Source organism: Dactylosporangium sp. NPDC049742, assembly GCF_040674675.1.
Taxonomy (GTDB): domain Bacteria; phylum Actinomycetota; class Actinomycetes; order Mycobacteriales; family Micromonosporaceae; genus Dactylosporangium; species Dactylosporangium maewongense.
In genome coordinates this window covers 26,977-47,746 of record NZ_JBFANF010000053.1, presented here as the reverse complement: position 1 = coordinate 47,746, position 20,770 = coordinate 26,977, and the positions used below count along the sequence as shown (strand labels likewise).

Annotated in this window: 13 protein-coding genes; 4 read left to right on the top strand and 9 right to left on the bottom strand. The window is 72.2% G+C overall.

Annotated features, from left to right (window positions below):
- Window positions 1-3: 3 nt before the first annotated feature.
- From AB0J72_RS43435 to AB0J72_RS43405, 7 genes are all read right to left on the bottom strand, one after another.
- Window positions 4-2,217: a DUF6055 domain-containing protein gene (locus AB0J72_RS43435; RefSeq protein WP_363410761.1), complete on the bottom strand. Its 2,214-nt coding sequence runs from the start codon at window positions 2,215-2,217 to the stop codon at window positions 4-6.
- 145 nt (window positions 2,218-2,362) lie between these two features.
- Entirely contained in the window at window positions 2,363-5,695 is a 3,333-nt protein-coding gene (locus AB0J72_RS43430; RefSeq protein WP_363410758.1) for a beta-L-arabinofuranosidase domain-containing protein, read from the bottom strand.
- Window positions 5,692-6,672 carry a hypothetical protein gene (locus AB0J72_RS43425; RefSeq protein ID WP_363410755.1) on the bottom strand — a complete coding sequence of 327 codons (981 nt, stop codon included), beginning with the start codon at window positions 6,670-6,672 and terminating at the stop codon, window positions 5,692-5,694. The genes AB0J72_RS43430 and AB0J72_RS43425 overlap by 4 nt, the downstream gene beginning before the upstream one ends.
- Window positions 6,673-7,296 (bottom strand): hypothetical protein, encoded by a 624-nt coding sequence (locus tag AB0J72_RS43420; protein WP_363410752.1) that lies wholly within the window; start codon window positions 7,294-7,296, stop codon window positions 6,673-6,675.
- A 7-nt stretch (window positions 7,297-7,303) separates the two neighbouring features.
- On the bottom strand, window positions 7,304-10,369 hold the full coding sequence (locus AB0J72_RS43415; protein WP_363410749.1) for a family 43 glycosylhydrolase: 3,066 nt from the start codon (window positions 10,367-10,369) through the stop codon (window positions 7,304-7,306).
- Between the two features lie 11 nt (window positions 10,370-10,380).
- Window positions 10,381-15,882 carry an Ig-like domain-containing protein gene (locus AB0J72_RS43410; RefSeq protein WP_363410746.1) on the bottom strand — a complete coding sequence of 1,834 codons (5,502 nt, stop codon included), beginning with the start codon at window positions 15,880-15,882 and terminating at the stop codon, window positions 10,381-10,383.
- The gene (locus tag AB0J72_RS43405) at window positions 15,879-16,508 is read right to left on the bottom strand and encodes a hypothetical protein (RefSeq protein ID WP_363410743.1); all 630 of its coding nucleotides are present in this window, start codon (window positions 16,506-16,508) and stop codon (window positions 15,879-15,881) included. The genes AB0J72_RS43410 and AB0J72_RS43405 overlap by 4 nt, the downstream gene beginning before the upstream one ends.
- Window positions 16,509-16,704: 196 nt before the next feature.
- Here AB0J72_RS43405 and AB0J72_RS43400 point away from each other — a divergent pair, with 196 nt between their 5' ends.
- The gene (locus AB0J72_RS43400; protein ID WP_363410740.1) at window positions 16,705-17,001 is read left to right on the top strand and encodes a hypothetical protein; all 297 of its coding nucleotides are present in this window, start codon (window positions 16,705-16,707) and stop codon (window positions 16,999-17,001) included.
- A 19-nt stretch (window positions 17,002-17,020) separates the two neighbouring features.
- Here the strand turns inward: AB0J72_RS43400 and AB0J72_RS43395 are convergent, their stop codons facing one another.
- Window positions 17,021-17,446 carry a helix-turn-helix domain-containing protein gene (locus AB0J72_RS43395; protein WP_363410737.1) on the bottom strand — a complete coding sequence of 142 codons (426 nt, stop codon included), beginning with the start codon at window positions 17,444-17,446 and terminating at the stop codon, window positions 17,021-17,023.
- Window positions 17,447-17,563: 117 nt separating this feature from the next.
- On the opposite strand from AB0J72_RS43395, the gene AB0J72_RS43390 reads away from it, so the two are divergent.
- The 3 genes from AB0J72_RS43390 to AB0J72_RS43380 all read left to right on the top strand — a co-directional run bounded on the left by AB0J72_RS43390 (window position 17,564) and on the right by AB0J72_RS43380 (window position 18,865).
- Complete coding sequence (locus tag AB0J72_RS43390; RefSeq protein WP_363410734.1) at window positions 17,564-18,430, top strand: aldo/keto reductase family oxidoreductase; 867 nt, start codon at window positions 17,564-17,566, stop codon at window positions 18,428-18,430.
- A gap of 81 nt (window positions 18,431-18,511) precedes the next feature.
- The gene (locus AB0J72_RS43385) at window positions 18,512-18,676 is read left to right on the top strand and encodes a hypothetical protein (protein WP_363410731.1); all 165 of its coding nucleotides are present in this window, start codon (window positions 18,512-18,514) and stop codon (window positions 18,674-18,676) included.
- An 18-nt stretch (window positions 18,677-18,694) separates the two neighbouring features.
- Complete coding sequence (locus AB0J72_RS43380) at window positions 18,695-18,865, top strand: hypothetical protein (RefSeq protein WP_363410728.1); 171 nt, start codon at window positions 18,695-18,697, stop codon at window positions 18,863-18,865.
- A 51-nt stretch (window positions 18,866-18,916) separates the two neighbouring features.
- Here the strand turns inward: AB0J72_RS43380 and AB0J72_RS43375 are convergent, their stop codons facing one another.
- Window positions 18,917-20,728 (bottom strand): family 16 glycoside hydrolase, encoded by a 1,812-nt coding sequence (locus tag AB0J72_RS43375; protein ID WP_363410725.1) that lies wholly within the window; start codon window positions 20,726-20,728, stop codon window positions 18,917-18,919.
- Window positions 20,729-20,770 lie beyond the last annotated feature (42 nt).

Here is a 20,770-nt window from a genome sequence, read left to right as displayed (position 1 = left end):
GCGTCAGGCGGTGAAGGCCTTCACCTCCAGCAGCCCGACCGAGCTGGTGCCGTTGGACTGCAGCACCACGCGCAGCCGGGTGGTGCTCACCGCGGTGAACGTGACCGTGTTGTACGCGTTCGCGGTCACGGTGTAGGCGGACGCGCCCGGCACGTCGGCGTAGGCGCTGCCGGTCCAGTACTGCAGCTTCCAGCTCGACGGCAGGTCGATGCCCTGGTTGTCGTCGAAGAGGTACACCTGCGCCTTGTTGAGCTGCACGGCGCTCGGCCAGGTGAGCTCCGCCCACTGCTGGCCGCTGTTGGGCCAGGTGCCCCAGCGGCGGTTGACGGTGTCGTTGGACGACGGCGGGTCGATGCCGTCGTTGATGGCGGCGACCGACTCCCACGCCGAGGTGTAGGACGCCGACGGCGTCGCGGAGCCGGCCACGTTGACGCCGCCGGTCGGCGGGGGCGGGGTGGTGCCGCCGATGGCGAGGTCCGCGCTCGGGAACGCGCTGAACGACGGGTTCACGTCGGCCTCGCCGCCGGCGCCGTCGCAGCGGCGGTCCGGGTTGAACGCCAGGTAGGTGCCCGACGAGCAGGCGATCGCGAACTCGGCGTCGCCGCCGACCACGACGCTGCCGGAGAGGTTGGCGCCGTTCTGGATGAGCGCGTTGTCCTTGACGACGGCGGTGCCGCCGACGGTGCCGCCGTTGACCCAGCCGAGGCCTTCGATGCGGGCGTTGCCGGTGACCGTGCCGGCGAAGACCGCCGCCTTCGGCCCGACGTAGGCGGTGGCGGCGACGTTGGCGTTGCCGGCGACCCAGCCGCCGCCGTTGCTGTGCCAGTGCCCGCCGTTGGTGGCGGCCGGCTTCACGTAGCCGGGCTCGAACCCTGACGGCGCCGCGCCGGCGACGCGGAACTCGTACGGGAAGCGCCGCGCCTTGTTGTAGCCGTCGAGGAACGCGTAGTGCGGCACGGCGGACGGGGTGCCGGTGACGACGAGCCACACCTCGCGCTCGCCGGCCTGCAGCTGGAAGTCGATCTGGCCGTCGGTGCCGGTCGTCAGCGGCGAGTACCGCGGCGTGCCGTTGCGCACGGCGACGAGGCCGAAGGTCCAGCCGGTGGCGCCGGTCTCGGCGTGGCCCTTGAGCCGGACCTTGACGAGCCCGCCGTCGGCCGCGGCCACCAGCTTGATCTTGTTGAAGCCGTAGTCGGACGGGGCGACGCGGGCGTTGATGCGGTAGTGGCCGAGCGAGGCGTCGACCGCCTCGACGCTGCCGCCGTTGTAGGCGTTGTTGAGGAAGCCGGCGCCGTACACCCCGTTGATGAACGGCATCAGCGTCGACTTGTTGCCGAAGTCGTAGGTCACGGTGCGGGTCGCGTATTCGCCCACGCGCCGGTTCAGCTCCGCCTGGGTGATGCCGGTGATCCGCCGGTACGTCTCCAGTGGATGCTCGTTGTTGCGGGCCTCGTTCCAGATGCGGTTGAACATCGCGAGGCCGTCGCGGTCCTTGATGTACTGCATCAGCATCCAGTTGCCGTAGTGGTGGCGGCTGGAGCTGTAGTACAGGTTCTCCGAGCGCAGCCAGCGGCTCAGGTCGCCCGCGGCGGTGGTGGGCAGCGCCTGCATGGCCATGAACTCCGCGCTGGTCTCCCAGAAGGTGCCCGCGCTGGCGTCGGTGAAGCCGTACCCGGAGCGGCCCAGGAACGTGTAGTTCTGGAACACGTGCCCGAGCTCGTGCGCGAGGCCCCAGGAGCCGGGCAGCGCGGCCTTGGGGTCGATGTTGATGACGCCGACCTTGCCGTCGACGGAGCCGCCGGTCGCCCAGGCGTTGAGCTCGGTGCGGTTCCACGTGTTCGTGACGATCACGATGATCTTGTACTGGGCGAGCAGCCCCTGCTCCGGCGTGAACTGCATCGTGTTCACGTAGAACGAGTACAGGTTCTCCAGCTGGGCGATGATGCTGTTCGGGTCGAAGTTGTACGGCGAGGGCGCCGAGGCGGGGTTGGTGCCCGACTTCTCGCCCCACAGCAGGATGAAGTTCGTCGACTCCCGGGTGCGGTTCTGGGCCCACGGCACCTCGCCGGTCTGGGTCCAGCGGGCGGGGATGTAGAGCGACTTCGCGGCGGCGGCGGCCGGCCGGGTCTGCAGGGCGACGAGCACCCCGGCGATCACGACGAGCGCGACCAGCGGCGCCAGCCACAGCCGGCGCGATCGGAGATTGATGGGGGTCATGGCAACACACCCTGCCCCGAAAACCTTTTCGGAGCAACTGAAGTCTCCTTTTGCGGTTGCTTTTCGGACCCTTAAGCCGCACCCCGGCGGCAATACGAAGGCCCCGGGACGCCCGCCGTGCGCGTCCCGGGGCCCGAAACTTTCATCAGGTGTACGCGGCCTCGACCTGCGCCGTGACCGTCTGCCCGTCGACCACGCCGGTGGCCCTGACCGTCACCGTGCCGGCCGGGACCGACGCGAGGCGGGAGTTGAACGACTGGTACGCCGACCTGCCGGGCGCCACCCCGGTGACCGTGCGCGACCCGTACACCGTGACGAGCTCCAACGTGAGCGGCACCCGGTCGGCGTTGCGCGCGTTGACCGACACGAACACCGTCGCGCCGATGCGCTGCATGCGCGCCTCGACCTCGACGGCGAGCGCCGGCCCGGTCGCCAGATCCCGCTCGGCCGCGACCGCCGCCGCCAGCACCGTGTCCCGCTCCGCCGCGCTCAGCAGCGCCCCGGCGAGCTCGGTGACGGCGGCGACGAACTGTGCGTGCGTCGCGAACGGCGCCCGGTCCCACAGCAGGTCCAGGAACGTCGGGCCGTCGGTGCCGGGCGACGTGACGCCGGTGACGGGCACGTCGTAGCGCGGCAGCCCGTCGTCGCGCCTGCGGTTGGGCACGCCGGTGTCGGCCGAGCCGAAGACGATCGTCGGCTCGACCCGCCGGAAGTACGACGACGCGGCCTGCCCGTCGGCGATGTGGTAGGGCCGCAGGGTGAACCCGCCCGCCGCGAACGTCTGGTCGCCGGCCGCGGTGACCGCCCCGGCCGTGACGGCGGCGCGGCTGTAGTCGCCGTCGCGCTTCAGGAAGCTGTACAGCGACAGCTCCCGCCACGCCCCGCCGCCCGGGTTGCCGAGGATCTGCAGCAGCAGCGGCCCCCAGAACAGCGCCTGCGTGTCGGGCCGGTCGGCGGCCCGCTCGACGCGGACGCTGAAGGGCATCCGGATCTCCACCACGTCGCCGGGGCTCCAGGTGCGGTGCAGCGTCACGTACGAGCCGGGCCGCGCGTCCACGTGCTGGTCGGCGCCGTTGACGGTGACGGTGAAGCCGCGCCGTGCCCAGCCCGGCACCCGCAGCCGCAGGTCGAGCGGCCCGGTGCCGTCGACCGTCAGCCTGGTGCGGTCCTCGCGCGGGAACGCCGTCGCCTGCGTGACGGTAAAGCCCTTCTCGGCCCAGGTGAGCGTCGAGGGCAGGTAGAGGTTGACCCACAGCGTGCCGCCGTCGGCCGACTTGAGGTAGATGCCCTCCTGGTACTTGGTGTGGGTCTCCAGCCCGGTGCCGCCGCAGCAGGTGCCGGTGTTGCCGTAGCTGCGCACGGTGCCGGAGGCGACCGGCTGGAAGTAGGTCACCTGCGGGTCACCGGTGGACGCGGTGTCGGCCCGCGACCCGGGGATCATGTTCAGCAGGGCGCGCTCGTAGTAGTCCATGTACGCGGGGTCCTGCTCGTGCAGGAACAGGTTGCGGGCCAGCTTCATCACGTTGTACGTCGTGCAGGTCTCCGCGCCGCTGGTCGCCACCGCGTTGGCGATGTTGCCGCGGTTCTGGAACAGCTCGAGGTTGTTGTTGGAGCCCGGGTAGTTGCCGCCGGTGCCGCCGTGGGCGAACATGCGGTGCGGCACCACCATGCCGTAGAAGTTCTTGGCGGCGGTGAAGTACTCCGCTCCCCCGCCCTGCTCGAAGACCCGCAGGTAGCCGATGAACTGCGGCACGTGGGTGTTGGCGTGCAGGCGCTCGGCGCGGCGGCGGCCCGGCCGCTGCTGCGGGGTCACGACGAGGATGTCGCGGTCCTCGACGCACGCGCCGAAGAGCGACTCGCGGTTGTCGAAGCACTTCGCCGTCTGCAGGTGCCGGTCGTCGCCGGTGAGCTGGTGGATCTCGGGGAAGACCTCGTTGGCGCCGCCGAACTCGCCGCCGATGTACAGGTCCCACATGTAGTTGAGGTCGTCGCGGGTCAGCGGGCCCGGGTAGCCGGGGTGGTTCTTGTCCCCGACGGTGAGCGCGAGGTGCGCCCAGTCGGCCATCTTCGTGACGACCTCGAGGGCCTGGGCGTTGCCGGTGTGGTAGTACGCGTCGAGCAGCCCGCGCATGATCTTGTGCTGGGTGTACCAGGGCGCCCACGTGTTCGTCTCGGCGTTGCCGCCGTAGACCGCCCAGCGGGGCGGGCCGAGGCGCAGCACCGCGTCCTCCGGGATCGCGCCGAGGTAGCCCGCGAAGGTCGGCACCCAGTCCGCGGCACCGGCCGTCGAGGCGGCCACGATGCCGGCGTCGCGGCCGTTGGGCGAGGCGTCCTTGAGCGCGGTGCCGCCGGTCTCCTCGAACCGGTACCACGCGATGTTGCCGCCGCCGGTGCTCCCGGCCGGGGACTCCAGCAGCGTCGCCAGCTCGGCCTGGCTCAGCGCCCGGTCGAAGATGTGCAGCTCGTCGAGGGTGGCGTCCAGGAACGGGTCGCCGTACTGCGACCGCCCGATCCACCGGTTGCCCGGGTTGCCGAGGCTGGTCGGGTTGAGCGTCATGGCGGTGTTGGTGCCGGCCGGCTGCCCGTCCACGTACAGCGTGCCGGTCGTGCCCGACAGTGTCACCGCGAGGTGCACCCACTGGTTGACCGGCAGCGCGGCGGAGCCGTTGATCCGCTGCTCCTGCCCGGAGCCGCCGACGGTGATGGCGAAGCGCGGCACGTTGCCGGTGACGCCCGCCCGCGGGGTCAGGAACATGTTCACGGCGGTGCTCTGGCCGAAGTCGAAGAGCCGGGTCCAGCCGGCCGTGGAGGCGAGGTTGACCCAGACCGCGATGGTGAAGTCGGTGAGCTGGTTGATCGCCTCCTGGGGCAGGGTGCAGTACTGCGCCTTGCTGGTGCCGTTGAGCTTGAGCGCGGTGCCGAAGCGGCCCGGCACCCGCCCGATCGACGGCGGCGGCTGCTCCCCGCCGCCGCCCGGCTCGGTGCCCATCCGGGCGGTGATGGCGGCCTGGCACGCGGCCAGCTCGCCCACCATCCAGTCGAGCTTGGACTTGTAGACGGCCTCGCCCTGGTCGGCGTACGCCTGCGCGAGCGCGGTCATGTGGTGCCCGGCCCAGTGGCCGCTGAGCAGCCCGCCGTCCTCCCAGCCGCCCGGCACCGCGACGCCCGCCGGGTTCGGCCGGCCCGCCTGGTTGTTGAACAGCACCAGGAACCGGCGCTCGTCGTAGGCGCGCAGGAACGCCTTCGTGCGGTCGCGCTTCTCCTGCAGCAGCCCGGCGCCGAGCCGGACCTCACCGAGCTGGAACGGGCGGACTGGCGCGGTGCCGCCGGGCCCGGGCTGGGGCGGCACGGCGGCAGCGGCGGTCTGCGGCGCCGGCCCGGCCGACGCGGGCGCCGCGGCGAGCTCCGGTGCGAGCGCGGCGGTCGCGGCGCCCAGCGCCGAGGTCCGCAGCAACGTGCGGCGGTTGAAGGCGGTCATGTACTTCCTTCCGCGGAGCGCCGGCCTTCCTGGCGGGCCCGCTCCAGCAGCCGGTCGAAGCGGCGGCGGAGCAGGCGCCAGGCGAGGACCAGCGCGACGAGTGTCAGGACGACGAGCAGCTGCGGCCACGGCACGAGCCAGGAGCTCACCGCGACGGTGACGGGCGGGCCGGCGCCGGTGACGGTGACCGCGGTCCGGACGCGGCCCAGCGCCCACACGCCGTGGACGGTCGCCCCGTCGGAGCGGGCGCCGCCGGGCAGCAGCTCGCCGCCGCCGGCGTCGCCGGCCCGGACGTTGGCCCCGAACAGCTCCGAGACCTCGGCGCGGGCGTGCGGCTCGACCCGGACGTTGCCGGTGTTGGTGGTGGAGTATCCGATGTGGACGGTCCCGGAGCGCAGCGGGTTCCACGACCGTTCGTAGCGCACGGTGAGGCGGCCGGCGGCGACCGCCGGGGTGACGGTGCCGCTGGCCCGCAGCATCACCCGGAAGCCGACCCGGCTGTCCACCGACACCGTGCCGGAGCTGCTGAGCACCGACGCGGCGATGCCGGCCGGGTGGTCGCCCGGGGCGGCGTCGCGGGGCACCGTGATGGTGAAGGGCACCACCTTGGTCTCGTTGGGGCCGACGGTGACGCTGCGCTGCACGGTGATCCAGGTGCCGCCGTCCTTGGACCGCTGGTCGGCGGGGAGCATGTTGAAGCGGCCCTTGTCGGTGAGGTAACCGTCGGCGGCGGTCAGGGCGAAGACGGTCGACGCCGTGCCGATGTTGCGCACGGCCAGGTGCTCGGTGACGGCCTGGCCCGGGTCGAGGGTCCGCTCGACCCAGCGGCGGCCGTCGGGGCCGGCCTCGGTGGCCGGCTGCACCGTCCACGTGACGGCATCGGCGAACGCCGGGGCCGGTAGCAGGGGCACGGAGAGGGGCACGGCCAGGACCGCGGCGAGCACCGCCGCGGTCCGGCGCGCGTGACGGGGAGACATCTACTCGAACAGGGAGATGGTCACGGTCGCGTGGTAGGAGCCCGCGGCGACGCCGGCCGGGGTGCGCAGGAACAGGTCGGCGTTCACGTCGTACGAGCCGCCGGTGACCGCCGCCGAGTCGTACGTGGACACCAGCAGCTCCTGGTCGGTGAGGCCGACGTTGTTGCCCGGCTGGGTCGGGTCGTCCAGCACGGTCACGACCTCCTCGCCCTCCGCGACCTGACCGGTGCCGCCACCGTCGATCAGCCGCGGCCGCCAGCCGAGGTGACCGGCGGAGATCACGGGCTGCCCGGCCGTGCCGGCGAAGTCGCTCGACGTGCCCAGCACCGCCCACGCGGCCCCGGCCGGGATCTCCTGCGCGGTGCGGGTGTCGGTGACGGTGACCGTCGGCAGGGTGCCGGTGAACTGCCGCACCAGGGCGGTGGAGCCGTTCTCCGACAGGGTGACGGCGTTGCCGGCGACGGTGAGGGCCAGCACGCCGGGCTGGTGGATGACGGGGATGTCGACGGAGACCTGGATGTCGCTGGAGTCCCCGGGATCCGCCGCGGCGACGCCGGGGAAGGCGGCGGTCCCGGCCAGCACCGCGGCCGCGGTGGCCACGTGCAGTCGAGCGCGTGCGTTCATGCTGCTCCTAACAGGTGAGGGTGCCGTGATCGGCGGTGACGGTGGTCGTGACGGCCGCCCCGCCGACGGTGCCGGTGGCGCGGACGGTGACGGTGCCGGCCGGGACCGACGCGGCGCGGACCGCGAAGGACTGGTAGGCGTTGGCGCCCGGGGCGACGGCCGGGAACGTCCGGGTGCCGTAGGCGGACTCGACGGCGATGCGCACCGCCGCGTCGTGGTCGTTGCGCGCCTGCACGGCGAGGTACGCGGCGCCGGCGATGCACCGGGGCTGGACGGTCACGGTGATCGGGACGGTGACCGGCTGGGCGCCGGGGTCGTCGGCGAAGACCCGCCATTCGGTGACGGCCACCGCGGAGAACGTGGTGCCGTTGCCGTTGGCGTTGACGGTCGCCCGCAGCCGGCTGGTCGTCACCGGGGTGAACGACACGGTGTTGAACGCCGTCGTGGACGTGCCGTAGGCGCCGGCGGCGGCGACGTCGAGCCAGGCGGTGCCGTCCCAGTACTGCAGCTTCCACCCGTCGGGTTCGGCGACGCCGTCGCCGGTGCCGCGCGCGGAGTCCTTCCAGAACTTCAGCTCGGCGCCGGTGAGCCGGATCGGCCGCGCCCACTCGTACTGCACCCACTGCGTCGCCGGGCGGCTGCCGGACCAGGTGCCCCAGAGCTGGGCCTGGGCCGGGACGGCCGGGTCGGCGTTGTCGTTGAGCGCGGCGACGCTGTTCCACGCCGCGGTGTACGACGCCGCCGGCGTCGCGATCGCGGCGACGTTGCCGGACAGCGGCCCGGACAGGTCGGCCGGGATGGTGGCCGTCTTCGCGGGCTCGACGTTGCCGGCGTTGTCCACGGCCCGGAACGACACCGTGTGCTTCGCGGCGTCGGGCGCGGCGATCGGGCCGGTGTAGGCCGTCCACGCGCCGGTGTCGACCGCGTACTCGATGCGGGCCACGCCGGAGGTGGCGTCGGACGCGGCGAGCGTCACCGACCGGCCGTCGACGGTGGCCGTGCCGTCGGGCGCGGTGGCGTCGATGCGCACCGGCAGGCTCGCCGGGGCGGAGACGTTCCCGGCCCGGTCGGTGGCGGTCGCGGTGACGGTGTGCTGCCCGTCGCCGGTCACGGTGACGTCGGTGTACCGCACCGGCGACGCGCTCACCGGGGTGCCACCGTCCACGATGGACTCCAGCGTCATCCGCCCGCCGCGGTCGTCGGCGGCCGCGACCCGCACCTTGACCGCGGAGCGGAACCAGCCGCCGGTCCCGGCGCTGCCGCTCGGGGTGAGCGTCACCGCCGGCGCCGTCACGTCCCCGGCGGTGTCGCCGGGCGAGACCACGGTGACCTCGGCCGTGACCTTCCCGGCGGCGTACCCGAGCACCGTGCCCTGCACCGTGAACCGGCGCGGCTCGGCGACGTCGGCGGCGGTGACCGGGTCCCAGTACACCGGCACCCGCAGCGTCTCGGCGCCGAAGGTGACCGGGACGGTGCCGGGCAGCTCGGTCTCGCCGACCTCGACGGTGACCGCCGGCGCGGCGACCTGCGCCGGCTGTGCGGCGAGGACCTTCCACTCCTCGACGGCGACGGCCGAGTAGGTGCTGCCGTTGGTCGAGGCGTCGAACGTGGCCCGCACCTGGGTGGTGGTGACCGGGTCGAACGTGGTGGTCTGCGGGCCGGCGGTCGACGTGGGGTATCCGCTGGGGTTGGGCACGTCGGCCCACTGCCCGGCGGCGAGGTCCCAGTACTGGATCCGCCACCGCGCCGGGGCGGCGACGCCGACGCCGCTGCCCTGCGGCTGGTCGTTCCAGAAGTCGATCTGCGAGCCGCTGACCCGCATCGGCTGGTCCCACGTGTACTGCACCCACTGCTGCGCGGGGTTGTTGCCGGTCCAGGTGCCCCACATGTCCGGCGGGAGTGGGTTGGCGCGCACGATCTCGTCGTTGAGCGCCTTCACCCAGTACTGGGTCGGCACCGGGTCGTTGGAGACGGTGACCTTCGCCTCCTGGGCGATGTTCGCCCGCGGGGTGCGGTCGCGCTGCCTGACCGGCGTCTGGACGACCGGTTTCATCCGCGGCGGGGACTGGGTGTCGTCCCACTCCACCGGGTCGATGGCGACGGAGCGGCGGAAGTGCCCGCCGCCGGCGGCGTCCGCGGTGTGGTACGTGATGTACCACTGGCCCTTGAACTGGATGATGCCCGGATGGCTGGTCGTCGAGGACACCGGCGCGAGCACGGTGCCGCGGTAGGTCCACGGGCCGGCCGGCGACGACGCGGTCGCGTAGGCGATGCAGGCGTGGTAGTTCGCCGGCGTGCACGGCGAGGTCGGGCCGGCGTTGTTGCCGGCGTAGGCCAGGTAGTACGTGCCGTTGCGGGCGAAGAGCCACGGCGCCTCGAAGAAGCCGGTGAGCCCGGTGACGGTCCGCTGGGTGCCGACCGGGGTCTTCATGTCGGCGGCGTACTCGAGCATCCGCAGCTGGCCGAAGGTGCCCCAGTAGACGTAGACGTGGCCGTTCTCGACGAGGACGGTCGGGTCGATGTTCTGGATGTCGTTGGCGGTGGGCACCCGCTGCGAGATGAGCGGGCCGCCGAGGTAGTCGGTCCACGGGCCGGCCGGGCCGTCGGACACGGCCAGGCCGATCGCGAACTTGTCGGCGGCGGTGCTGGTGCGCTCGCTGACCGGCAGGTACCAGTAGTAGCGCCCGTCGGGGCCCTGGACGGCCTGCCCGGCGTACGCCCGCCCGGGCGTGGCCCACGCGAACAGCGTCTCCGGGCGGGCCAGCGACGGGAAGTGGGTCCACTGTCCACTCTGGACGTCAGCGGTGCGGAACGCGCCCCACTCGTTCATCTGGAAGTCGTTGGTGGTCGGCCCGGCCTCGTCGTGGCCGGTGAAGATGTACAGGTCGTCGCCGGCGACCAGCGGGGCCGGGTCGGCCGAGTAGTAGCTGCCGTCGGCCAGGATCGGGTTGCCCTGATGCGTGAACTGGTGCGTGAACGTGGAGGATCCGGCGGCGTGGGCCGGGCCGGCCGGGCTGACGAGCAGCCCGGCCAGCACGATCCCCGCCACCGCCGCGAGGCGGAGGGGTTTCAAGAGTTGCCGTCCTAACAGGTGGAGGCGGTGTAGGGGGCCTTGATCTCGGCGCTGCCGCCGGAGCCGGTGACCTTCACCGTGACGGTGCCGGCCGGCACCGCGGCGGCGCGGGCGTTGAACGACTGGTAGGCGGTCTTGCCCGGGGCGACCCCGGTCACCGTCCGCGTCCCGTACGGCGTGACCAGCTCGACGGTGAGCGACTGGCTGTCGGCGTTGCGGGCGGTGACGGACACGTAGGCGGTGCCGGCGATGCACTGCGTCTTCGCCTGGACCTCGACGTGGTACTGCGGCGCCGGGGTGCCCGGCACGTCGTACACCTCCCACTCCTGGACGCCGGGTGCGCCCTTGCCCTCCTCGGTCCCGCTCGCGGTCAGCAGCGCCCGCAGCTTCGTGGTCGTGACCGCCTTGAACGTCACGGTGTTCCACTCGGTGGCGGAGGTGCCGTACGCCGTGGGCTGCTCGACGTCGGCCCAGGCGCCGGCGGCGGTCCAGTACTGCAGCCTCCAGCCGCTCGGCGGGGCCACCCCGGCGCCGGACTCGTCGACGTCCTGGGTGAACCAGATCCGCGAGCGGTCGACGGTGACCGGCCCGGACCAGTCCAGCTGGATCCACTGCTCGCCGACCTGCGGCCAGGTGTTCCACACGTCGGTGTTCGGCCCGACCGGCCCCGTGGGCTGGACCCCGTCGTTGAGGTTGTCGGCGGTGAGCCAGCCCGGGGTGTACGACGCGGACGCCGTCGCCGTGCGGGCCACGTTCACCGGCGCCTGGCCCGCCGCGACCTGCAGCGTGCCGACGGCGGAGGTGTTGCCGGCCTTGTCCACGGCCCGGTAGTCGACCGTGGTGGCCGGCGAGCCGATCGGGACGGCGCCGCTCGCGGCCGTCCAGTCCTGGGTCACCACGCCGCCGACGGTGAGCCGGAACTGGACCGCCCCGACGCCGGACAGCGCGTCGGCGCCGGTGATGCTCACGGCGCGGCTGGCCGTGTCGAGCGCCGCGGAGGCGGTCGGCGCGGTCCGGTCGATGCCGACCGCCCGCTCGGTCACCGCGGAGACGTTGCCGGCCTTGTCGGTGGCGCGTGCCCGCACGGTCGTCGAGCCCTCCGCCGTGATCGTGACCGGTCCGGTGTACGCCTGGAACGCGCCGGCGCCGACGGCGAGCTCGAGCTTCGGCGACGGGTCGGCGTTGTCGGTCGCGGTGGCGGTCACCGTGACGTTGGCCGTCGTCCAGCCGCTCGCCGGGGCCGGGTCGGCGGCCAGCGCCGCGACCGGCGGGGCGGTGTCGCTGGGCCCGCCGCTGCCGACGGTGACGGTCGCGGTGGCCGTCTTGTCGGTGCCGGCGACCTGGCCGCTCACCTCGAAGGTGCCGGCCGCGGCGTACTTCGCGGGGTCGATCGCCGCCCAGGTGACCGCGATGCCGCTCTGCCGGGAGCCGTCGTTGTACCCGACGGTGACCCCGGCCGGCAGCCGTGGGGCGACGCCCACCTTGGTCTGCACGGCGACCGGGTCGATGGTGTTGATCTGCACCGGGTCGGGGCCGCGCACCCAGACGTGGGCGGTGGCGGTGAGCGTGGTGCCGGCGACGAAGCCGGAGACCGTGAAGTCGCCGACCGCCGCCACCTTCGCCGGGTCGACCGCGCCCCAGGCCACCGCGACCGGCAGCGTGGTGCCGTCGGCGTAGGTGACGTCCACCGTGGACGGCAGGGTGGGCACGACGCCGACCTGGGTCCGCGCGTCGACGCCCCGCACGGAGCTCGCGGCGGCGGCGAAGACCCGCCACTCGGAGACGCCGACCGCCGAGTACGCGGTGCCGGCGGCGTTGGGCAGCGCGTTGAACGTGGCCCGCAGCCGGGTGGTGGTGACCGGGTCGAACGTGACCGGGTTGGTCCGTCCGCGCACCGCCGGGTCGAAGCCGGCCGCGTTGGTCACGTCCTGCCAGGCGGTGCCGTCCCAGTACTGCAGCTTCCACGACCTCGGCACCGCGACGCCGGATCCGCCGGTGGTGCTGTCGGACCAGAAGTCGATCGAGGCGCGGTCGACCCGCACCGCCGACGGGAAGTCGTACTGCAGCCAGCGGGTGGCCGGCTCGCTGCCGGTCCACGTGCCCCACAGGTCGGTCTGCGCGCCGCCGCTGAAGAGGGCGGGCTTGCCGTCGTTGACGGCGTTGACGGCGTTCCAGCCGGCCGTGAAGCTCGCCGACGGGGTCGCGGTCGACGCCACGTTGATCTCGCCCTCGGCGAGGGCGGTCGCGTTGACCACGACGTCCTTGGTGGACGTCGCCTGGCCGTTGGAGACGGTCAGGCGCAGCGTGTACCGGCCGGACTTCGTGAAGCGGGCCACGGTGCCGGGCGCGTTCGCGGGGTCGAAGGCGACGGAGCCGCCGTCGGGTGCGTCGGCGACCGTCCACGCCGAGGTCAGCGCCGCGCCCGGGTCGCCGTCGTCCTGGGCGAGGCCGATGAGCCGGGCCGAGCCGGCCTGGCTGTAGGAGGAGTCCAGCCACGCGTCGGCCAGCGGCGGGTGGTTCACGGCCGCCGGTGCCGCGACGCCGGTGCCGAACGCCTGCACCTCCTTGACGCCGGTCTTCGCGCCCGGCGCGTGCTGCACGGTGATGCGCAGCTTCTTCGCCGTGACGGCGGGGAACCGGACCTGGTTGAGGTTGCCGCGCGGGTACGCGGGCGCCCGGAACTCCTGCGGGACCAGCTTCCAGCCGGAGCCGTCGTCGTACGACACCGTGAACTGGGCCGGCGGCGCGTAGCCCTGGACCGTCGCGGTCGTCGTGGTGTTGTAGAAGTACACCCGCACGTCGTCGACCGACCGCTCGCCCTGCAGGTCGACGTCGATCGAGTCGGTCGCGTTGGGCGACCCGGCGGTGCCCCAGAAGGGCTCGTTGACGGTCGTGCCGTTGACAGCGCCGGCCGGGGCGCGGCCCGCCGCCGAGAACGTCGCGGTGGCCGGGCGGCCCTGGGCGAAGTTCTCCGAGCCGGTGCTGGCGGGGCTGATGTCGGCGCCCGCCTTGGCCATCACGTCGACGATCCGCGCGTCGGCGGCGTAGGTGACGTCCTGCGGCGCCTTCACCGCGATCGCCGTGTGGGCGAGCACCTGCACGCCGGGCGCGGCCTCGACCGTGCCGGTGGCCGGGTCGTAGACGAGCTTGCCGAGGCGGTCCGCGGTGAACGCGAGCTGCCCGTCCAGGTAGACGGAGTAGCCCTCCGGGACGTCGGTGCCGTAGTACCGCGTGCCGCCGGGCGCGTCCCAGACGATGCTGAGATCGCGGTCGCGGTAGCGGATGTTGTTGGCGGTGAAGTGGTCCCAGCCGATGTCGATCGGGTCGAGCTCCACCTTCGCGTCGGCGCGCGGGCGCAGGCCCATCGCGTCCTCGATGACGGTGAAGTTGGTGGCGCCCAGGATCGTGTGGTGGATCCAGGAGCGGTAGCCGATCGTCCCGGCGCCCGCCGAGCCGTCGGCCCAGAACTCGTTCTGGTCCGGGTAGCGGTTGTCGCCGTTGTTCTGGTACTGCGCCCAGGCGTTCCAGTACAGCAGCTTCTTGTACCAGGAGGCGTCGATGGCGCTCGTCGGGTAGTTCCGCAGTACCGACGACAGCATCCGGAACGTCACCGTGGAGTTGATGACGGAGAAGTTGTTGCTGCCCGGCTCCCCCGCCGCCGCGGCCGCGGCCTTGTCGGCCTGGTTGGCGGTGGTGAACGGGAAGATGGGGTACTGCGCGCTGTCGCCGAACAGCCGCAGCGCCTCGACGTAGGGCTGGGTGTAGTCGGCGTCGCCCGGCTTCGGCATCAGCCCGACCGAGAACGGGTAGTAGTTGTTGATCTCCTTCCACGGCACGAGCTGGTTGCCGGTGACCAGGCGGTGCTTGAGCAGGTTGCCGCTGAGCCCCATCTCGTCGGGGGTGGTGCGGGCGGGCTCCCACAGGTACTGCAGCACGGCCGCCTTGATCCGGGCGGCGAACGCCTCCATCTCCGCGGCCTTGGCCGTGTCGCCGGCGGTGCGGTACGCGGCCGCGGCTGCCTTGGCGTTGGAGTACAGGTACGCGTTCTCGGTGCGGTCCATGTAGCCGGGCTTCCAGTGGAACGACACCGCGTCAGCGTCGTTGCCCGTCATGGCGCCCCAGTTGTACTCGATGAGGCCGTTGCCGTCGAAGTCGTACGCCTGCTGCAGCCCCTTCACGTCGTTCTCTGCGTAGCCGGCGAGGTTCCGGGCGATCGCCTTCGGCCCGCCGTGCAGCTGGTACGAGCGCCAGGCGGCCTCGGAGATGTACTCGGTGTAGGAGTTGGACCAGTTCGCCGGGTCGCCGGGGTTGTCGACGTACTTCGAGCTCTTCGACACCTCGCCGGCGGAGACCCACGGGCCGTAGGAGTAGACGGGGTCGCGGAAGTACTTGAGGTCGTCGACGAACATGCCGACCGTCAGCACGATCGCGTTGTTGTAGCCGAGCACGCCCTCCATCGACGTCGGGAACTGGTAGTCGTTGCCGGGCAGGTCGGCGTCGAGGAAGTTGTACCGCATGAGCCACCAGCGGTAGAACAGCGTCTTGTCGATGTTGTTCTCGGGCGTGTCCAGGTAGGGCACGTTGTCGGCCCACCACCGGTTGTACCGGGTGACCTGGTCGGTGTAGGCCGCCGCCGGGGACAGCGCCCGGTAGCGCGCGTACTCCGCCGCCGACGCCGGCTGCTCCCTGGTGACGAAGCCCAGCTGCACCTTCGTCGTGGCGGCGCCGGTCGCCGGGACCGCGACCGCCTGCCTGAGGGTGCCGTCGACGGCCGCGAACCCGTCGCCGGAGAAGCGCGGGAAGAGCGTGGTGAGCTGGTTGAACGCGCGGGCCGCGCCGGTCAGCTCGCCGCTGTCGTCCGCGACCGTCCTGGCGAACGCCGAGCCCGCGGTCAGGGTGACGGTCTTGGCCGCGCCGTTGGTGCTGGCCAGCTCCAGGTTCGTCACGGCGACGTTGGCGTCGGTGATGAACTTCGTCTCGGTGACCCGCAGCCCGTTCGCCGCGTTGGTGAACACCGTGCGGAAGTAGCTCGGGGTCTGCCGGCGCGCGGTGACGTCCTCGGTCAGCGCGAGGTCGGCGCCGTTGACGGAGGCGGTGATGGTGTACGCGCCCTGGCCGCCCGCGATGGACTCGATGTAGGCGACCTCGCCGCCGAAGCCGAGCACGCCCGGGGCGTGCGTCTTCATGAACGCGGCCCGGCCGCGGCTGAACAGGTACTGGTTGGCGTCGCCGTTGGAGCCGCCCGGCTGGTTGCCGGTCCGGGCGAGCATGCGGTCGATCCAGAAGTCGTTGCCCGGTGCGGATCCCGCCCCGGCCGCGACGTCGGCGTCGAAGATCGCCTGGAGCTGGTTGCGGGCGTGGTATCCGGTCCGCTCGTCCGGCACGGGGTCGGCGCTGCCGGTGAAGGTCGGGTAGGGGGTGGCGGTGTTGGGTGCGGCGTGCGCCGGCACCGGGGTGAGGGCGGTCAGCAGCAGGCCGGCGATCGCGGCGGCGGCCGCGGCGCGGGATCTCACGAGCTGGCACCTTTCTGCGGGGTTGCGAATTCGTTGGCGTGCAGGTCGGCCCGCGCGACCGCGTCCCCGTTGCGGGCGAGCACCTGGATCTGGGCCTCCTCGGAGAGCACCCAGGCGATGAAGTTCCAGGCCTGGTCGGCCTTCCTTGAGTCGCGGGTGATGCCGATGCCGTCGGCACCCAGCCGGTTGAGCACGAACGGCAGCGCGTGCCGGGCACCGTCCTTCGTCCCGGCCCGCACCGACGGCTCGTCGAGCTGCCCGGCGAAGGGCAGCCGCGCGATCCTGCCGTCCAGGTCCTGGTAGAGCCCGCGACCCGTCCAGCCCGGCACGTCGCCGACGGGCCCGGCGACCAGGTCGGGCAGCGCACCGGTGCCGGCGGCGGCGTCGACGCGGGCCGGCAGGTCGGGCACGAGGGTCAGCTCGACCTGGTTGGTGTGGGTCGCGTTGTACGCGTCGACGAGCAGGGTCGCCTGCACCTCCAGCTGCGACCGGGTCCACAGCGCGAGCCGGCCCCCGCTGTCGGCGCCGTCGACGGGCGGTGACGGCGTGGGCTTCGGGCCGGCCGTGCACCCGGCGAGGACCACGGCCGCCACCACGAGCACGGCCAGCATCCGGCGCACCGCCATCGACCACCAACTCCATTGTCGAAAACCTTTTCGGGAATGGTTGCAACACATTGCGGCCGTGTCAACGGTTCGTTTCAGCCGTTCGAGCCGCTTGTTACAAGAGTGACAGCCATCTTTCTGTGAGCGCTGGCCGAAAACTTTTCGGGCGACCGCGTTGACGTGCCCCGATGCGCCGGGCGACGGACGGGTGGCACCGATGTCCGCGAATATGTATCAGCACCCCATTGCGCGCCGGATTCGCCGCTTTTACCGCGAAAGCCGGGTTGGCCCGTCAAGGTCATGCGGCATCCGGTACGCCGACTTCGGCCGCTCCCCGTGGCAGGCCGACCAGGTCCAGCCGAACTACCACCCCAGGTTCGTCGACCGCGGCCCCGAATACGTCCGCGGCACCATGACCCTGACCACTCCCACCGAGGCCCGGTTCGACTCCCCCACCGAGGACCTCCGCCTGACCTTCCACCCCCTGACGGGCAAGCTGGAAGGCTGCGACTGACGGCCCCGGCGCTCCTGCTTCAGGCGGTGGTCTCGTCGTACGAGGCACGGTGGGCGAGCACGTCGTCCATGTGGGTCTGCGCCCAGAGTTTCAGGCCGCGGACCAGGCCGTACATCGACAGGCCCAGGTCGGTCAGCTCGTAGGTGACCGTGACGGGGACGGTCGGCGTCACGGTGCGGCTGATCAGGCCGTCGCGCTCCAGTGCGCGCAGCGTCTGGGTGAGCATCTTCTGGCTGACGCCGGCGAGCAGGCGGGACAGCTCCGAGTAGCGCATCGGGCGGGGGTCGCCGCCGCAGTCCGGGCCGCTGCCCAGGGCGGTCAGGATCAGCGCGACCCACTTGCCGGAGATCCGCTCGAGCAGCTTGTGGCTCGGGCACACCGCGAGGAAGGCGTCGTACTCCGCCTTGGTCTGTGCCCGCTGCTGCGCCGCCGTCGTCGTCGCCATCGACCCTTCCTCCAACCGCGGGGTGTGTTACGCACCTTGAGGTGCGTACTTCCCAATAGGAAGTTACCCCCTGAGAGTGGAGCGGCACCTGTCAGGAAGCAGAACAGAGGAGCACGCATGTCGTCCACTGCACTTCCCGGCGGCACCTGGACGCTGGGGGATCTGACCGTCAGCCGTTTCGGCTACGGCGCCATGCAGCTCGCCGGCCCGTGGGTCATGGGGCCGCCCGCCGACCGTGACGGCGCCGTCGCCGTCCTCCGCGCGGCCGTCGAGCTCGGCATCACCCACATCGACACCGCCGACGCGTACGGGCCGCGGATCACCAACCAGCTCATCCGGGAGGCGCTGCACCCGTACCCGGCGGACCTGCACATCGTGACCAAGGTCGGGGCGACCCGCGACGAGCAGGGCGGCTGGCCGCCGGCCAGGGACCCGCAGAGCCTGCGCCGGGCCGTCCACGACAACCTCGAGAGCCTCGGGCTCGACGCGCTCGACGTGGTCAACCTCCGGCTCGGCGACGCCGAGGGTCCCCGGCCCGGCTCGCTCGCCGAGGCCCTCGGGACGCTCGCCGAACTGCGACAGCAGGGCCTGATCCGGCACCTCGGCGTGAGCAACGCGACCCCGGAGCAGGTCGAGGAGGCCCTGACGATCACGCCGATCGTGTGCGTGCAGAACCTGTACAACCTGGCCCACCGCCACGACGACGACCTGATCGACCGCCTGGCCGAGCGAGGTGTCGCCTACGTGCCGTTCTTCCCGCTCGGTGGCTTCACCCCGCTGCAGTCCTCGGCGCTCTCCGGCGTCGCCGCGCGCCTAGGGACGACCCCGAAGTCCGTCGCCCTGGCCTGGCTCCTGCACCGCTCGCCGAACATCCTGCTGATCCCCGGTACCTCGGCCACGGCCCACCTGCGCGAGAACGCCGCCGGCGCGGGACTTCAGCTCTCCGGCGACGACCTGGCCGAGCTCGACAAGATCGGCCGCTGAGCTGCAACCGGATTGCACGCGGGCGTTGGACCGGGTCACCGAGAATGCCGGGAAACGCGCAACTCATCGAGGAGAACGAACATGGTTCGTACCAGACGGCTCACCGTCGCGGCGCTGGTCGCGTTGGCCGTCGCGACCCTGTACGCCAGCGACCCGAAGCACGAGACCACCGGCGATCCGAACCCCACCGTTGCGCTCAGCAACGGCGACCCGATCGGCCCGAGCGGCAGCGACCCTGTCGGCTGAGGCCTGAAGGAGAGCGGCATGATCCCAGCGAGACGGCTCACCGTCGCGGCGCTGGTCGCGTTGTCCATCGCGTCCATGTATGCCATCGATCCGAAGCACGAGAGCGACCCTGACCCGAATCCCAAAGTGGCGCTCGTCAACGGCGACCCAGGGGGCCCTAGCGGCCCCGGCGGCGACCCCATCGGCTGAGGCCGCGCAAAGGGGCGGGCCGTCAACCACGGCCCGCCCCGGGAGCAGGTGCTACAGGCTGACCGTGCGGCCGCCGAGGGTCACCACGAGGTGACCGTCGGAGGCGAACGACCAGGCCAGGGCGCCGCTGTAGGTTGCGCAGCGGGAGCCGTTCGTGCCGGTCCAGAACTGGTTGCTGCTGTCGGCGTTGCCGACGGTCTTGTCGTTGGAGCCGCCGCTGCTGAACCGGCAGGAGGTGTTGCTGCGGTACGTGTGGGTGCCCGCGTCGAACGAGAAGTTGCGTTCGGCGTTGTCGATGGACAGGTTGCTGGAGATCGCCATCGAGCCGGGGTTGTTGTTGTACGTGAAGCCGTGGTGCCCGTTGCGGTAGGCGATGCTGCGCTGGACGACGTGGTTGACGCCGATGCCCTCGCCGCCGAGCTTGTAGCCGTTGCGGTCGCCGTTGGTGTTGACGGTGCCGTTGCTCAGGGTGCCGTTGTTGTAGGACAGCGAGTCCTGGATGGTGACCGCGCCGATCGGGCCGGTGTCGGTCTTCGTGTAGAGGTCCCAGCCGTCGTCGATGTTGTTGTGCGAGACGGTGTAGCGGAACACGTTGCCGGGGCCGCTGGTCAGCTTGGCGGCGAAGCCGTCCGCGTCCTCGCCGTCGGAGTCGGCGTTGTCGTGCGACTCCGAGGAGAGGATGAGGTTGTTGGCCGGCCACTGGGACTGCGGGGTGTCGGAGGCGGCACGGGAGATCTGCAGGCCGCTGTCGCGGTTGAAGCGGGTCACGACCCGTTCGATGGTGTTGTTGCTGCCGCCGACGAAGATGCCGTTGTCGCCGGCCCGCTCCACGACGATGCCGGTGATGTGCCAGTAGTTGCCGTTCACCGCGAGGCCGCGGTTCGCCGGGTCCTCGCTCTGTGCGGCGAAGTTCAGCACCGGGGTCTCGCCGGGGTACGCGGTGATCCGCTTCGGCGCGCCCGACGTGCCGTTGTTGCCGACCGCGATGGTGACGGTCGAGGACAGGCTGTAGGTGCCGCCGCGCATGGTGATCGTGCCGCCGGCGGTGACCCTGGTGATCGCCGACGCGAGCGTCGTCGGGCTGGCCTGCGTGCCCGGGTTGCCCGCGCTGCCGTTCGGCGCCACGTACAGCGCGGACGACGGCGGCTGTGACTGCGACGGCGAGCTCGAAGGCGAGCCCGAGGGCGAGCGGGACGGCGTCGGTGACACGGTCGCCGTCGGGGTCGGGGTGGTCCCGCCGGTGGTGACGGTGACGTTGTCGAAGTTGGCGCTGGCGTACGCCGTCTGCAGGCCGATGCGGCCCTTCGCGATCGACGCGTTGCTCGCGGCCGCGACCTGGGTGCCGTCGACGGAGCCGCTGATGGCGCCGCCGTTGACGGTGATGGCCAGGGTGTACCAGGTGCCGGTGGACACGGTCCGGGAGGCGCTGCCGAGCACCGTCACGGAGCCGCTGTTGACCGCCTGCAGCTGCACCTGGTTGCCGGGCAGCAGCGCGAGCCGGTAGAACGTGGTGGCCCCGGTCGACCGGGCGAGCAGGCCGACGAAGCCGCCCGAGCCCAGCGACAGCGGCTTCACCGCGGCCTGCACCGTGTAGTTGGTCCAGCCGCTGTCGCCGGCGAAGTCGCGGGCGTTCTCGCTGCCAGCGTTGGACTGCTGCAGCACCTTGCTGCCGTCGGTGACGACGCTCCAGGTGCCGCCGGACTTGGACCAGGCACTGGTGGAGCCGTCCTCGAACGTCGCGCTGAACGCCGTGTCGGCGAACGCGACCTGCGCCGCCAGCGCGACACCGGTGACCGCGGCCACCGCCGCGGACGCGGCCAGCCACCGGCGCGCCCGCGGCCGGGTTCGGACTTGTGCACTCATGGTTCCTCCGGAAGACAGGCGCGCACGCACTACGGGCGTGCG